The following is a 2,939-nucleotide window of genomic DNA, read 5'->3' on the forward strand; positions in this document are numbered from 1 at the left end:
TGCTAAGAATTTTAAAATACTTAAATTTACAGAAGGATGAAAACGAATTCCTCCTTTATAAGGTCCGATAGCAGAGTTCATTTGAATTCTGAAACCTCTGTTTACTTGAGTAGTTCCTTTGTCGTCTATCCAAGCTATACGGAACATAATTACTCTTTCTGGTTCCACCATTCTTTCCAATAACATTTTGCCTTGGTATTTTGGATTTGCCTCGATAAAAGGAATTACGGTTTCAGCCACTTCTCTTACGGCTTGCATAAATTCTGGTTCGTTTGCATTTCTTTTAGCTACTTCGCCTAAAAATGCTGTAACACTTTGACTCATAATTATATTTTTTTTGATAATTTTCAGCTGCAAATATACATCTTAAAAAAAATACTTCGAAGAATTTGATAAAAAAATTAGAGTTTTTTTAAGAAAAAAGAAAGTAGTATTGAAAAAAATAAGAAATCATCAAAAAATCAACATTTTGTTACATTTTTGAAATTACGATTTATACACGCAAAAAATTAAATATTAATCAGAATTAATTATTTTTTTCCTATTTTGGTATACTAATTGATATTTATTTTATAAATTTACCTCATATATACAAATTATGGCAAAAAATTACATTTATATCATCCTATTCTTCTTATCATTTAGTATTGGCGCTGTGGCTCAAGAAAGCAGAAACAGTAGTTCAGCTAAATCACAAGAACCTACTATTGAAGGACTAAGTTTGTACCCAAACCCTAACAATACTGGGAAAGTTTACATTACTTCTAGATTAAATTTAGATAAAAAAGTTGAAATTTTTGATGTTTTAGGTAAAAAAGTAATTGATACTACTTTATACACTAAAGAATTAAACATCTCTAATTTAAACCCAGGTGTTTACATCATTAAAATCAAAGAAGGCGAGGCTTCAGCTACTAGAAAACTGATTGTTAACTAGTTACTGATTTATCTTTATTAAATTTACATTAATTTTACGAGACCAATGGGTCATAAAATTAATTTTGTTTCTATATTTGTACTCAATTTAATTTCTAAAAAAATGAAAAAAATTTACTTATTATTGTTATTGTTTGTAGCATCATTATCTATTGCTCAAGGAAACATAGTTATTTCTCAGTTTTATGGGGGTAACTCTGCCACAGGCCCATACAATCAAGATTTTGTTGAATTGTTTAATAGAACTACAAGTTCAGTTGATGTCTCTGGATGGACAATTCAGTATGGAAGTGCCGCAGGGAATTTCACAATTGCCTACACATTTCCAGCATCTTCATCAATTGCAGCTGGTAAATACTTTTTAGTAGGATTAGCTGCAACAACTGGAGGAATAAGTTTACCAACAGTTGACGCGACAGCAGGCACAAACTTATCTGGAACCGCTGGTAAATTAGCTTTAGTAAAAAATAATACTGCTTTAGGGTCAAACAATCCTTCAGGTGATGTTAACGTAAGTGATTATTTAGGTTATGGAACTGGTAACTTTTTTGAAGGAACTTCGGCTGTTTCTGGAATTACAGCATTATTAGCAGGAATAAGAAACAACAACGGATGTTCTGATACAAATCAAAATGGCACAGATTTCATTGCGGCGTCACCAAGCCCAAAAAACTCAGCTACAGCAAGTTATAGTTGTACTGCGCCTAGCTTTTCTGTACTATCTCCATCAAACAATCAAACATTTAGTCCTGAAACAACTTCGTTATCCATAACTTTAGCTTTTAACAATTTTAATGTTGCTAATGGAACTGGAAATGGAAATATAAGATACAATGTTAATAGTGGTACAGTTATTACAAAATACGATACTACTCCAATTTCATTGACAAGTTTAACACCTGGTGTTTATACAGTATTCATAGAATTAGTTAATAATTCTCAAGTCCCATTGACACCTGCCGTTAATACTACTTTAACTTTTTCTATTGCATCTTATAATGTAGTAGCTAATTTAGCTGCGGTTAGAGCTGATGTTGTAACTAATGGAGCTAATAAATACTATCAAGTAAATAGTGCTCCGGTAATTACATATGCAAGATCTTCAAGAAATCAAAAATACATTCAGGATAGTACAGGTGGAATATTAATAGATGATTTAGCAGGAACAATTACAACTACAATGACTAATGGTGATGCTATTGGTGGATTAAAAGGTCAAGCAACTTTATTTAGTTCTTTATTACAATTTGTTCCTTCAACAAATGCAACTGTCGCATCTTCAGGAAACGTTGTTTCGCCTCAAGTAGTAACAATTGCAGACTTAAATGCTGCAGCTGCTAATGGAACATACGAAAGTGAATTGGTTCAAATCAACAACGTTACATTTGATATTACTACTGCAAATTTTCCAACAACTGCAGCAAATATTAATATTAACACGGGTACTGATATAATTGTTTTCAGAACATTGTTTACTGAAGCTAATTATATGAATACTGTAAAACCAACAACTGCTACTAACATTATTGCTTTAGTAGGGAAAAGCGGAACGGTTGCTCAAGTTACTTCAAGAAATTTACTTGATATAAATGTACCTTTATCTGCATCATCTTTCTCTCAAATTGACGGATTGAAAATGTATCCAAATCCAGCGAAAAATAATTTATTTATTGAAACGGCTTTAAATAGTGATATTAATGTATCTATAATAAATGTTTTAGGAAAAGAAGTAATCAATTCTAAAGTAAGTAATAATGCTGTAAATATTTCTGGTTTAACTCCAGGTATGTATATTGTAAAAATTACTGAAGAAGGAAATACGTCTACTAAAAAATTAATTATTGAATAATTAGTTTTAACAAATATTCAAAAAAGCACCAATTAATGTTGGTGCTTTTTTTATGCCCAAAAATCAGAAAAGATACTTGCAACTAATATTCTTTTTCTACTTTTGCAATATGATTTTAAAAGAAGACATTTTTGCTATTTCCTCTAAAAAAGAA

The 2,939-nt window shown here is 30.4% G+C and carries 3 protein-coding genes; 2 read left to right on the forward strand and 1 reads right to left on the reverse strand.

Features of this window, described 5'->3' with window-relative positions; translation table 11 throughout:
- Positions 1-324, reverse strand: a 324-nt coding sequence (locus tag ACIQ11_RS10055; RefSeq protein WP_396154533.1) for a Glu/Leu/Phe/Val dehydrogenase dimerization domain-containing protein, incomplete at its 3' end; no start/stop codon positions are given.
- A 274-nt stretch (positions 325-598) separates the two neighbouring features.
- Here ACIQ11_RS10055 and ACIQ11_RS10060 point away from each other — a divergent pair.
- Positions 599-937, forward strand: coding sequence for a T9SS type A sorting domain-containing protein (locus ACIQ11_RS10060; RefSeq protein ID WP_353079255.1), 339 nt, complete (start codon positions 599-601; stop codon positions 935-937).
- A gap of 102 nt (positions 938-1,039) precedes the next feature.
- Positions 1,040-2,785: a T9SS type A sorting domain-containing protein gene (locus tag ACIQ11_RS10065; RefSeq protein WP_396154535.1), complete on the forward strand. Its 1,746-nt coding sequence runs from the start codon at positions 1,040-1,042 to the stop codon at positions 2,783-2,785.
- Positions 2,786-2,939: the final 154 nt, after the last annotated feature.

The organism is Flavobacterium sp. (genome assembly GCF_044361065.1).
In the GTDB taxonomy this organism is placed as follows: domain Bacteria; phylum Bacteroidota; class Bacteroidia; order Flavobacteriales; family Flavobacteriaceae; genus Flavobacterium.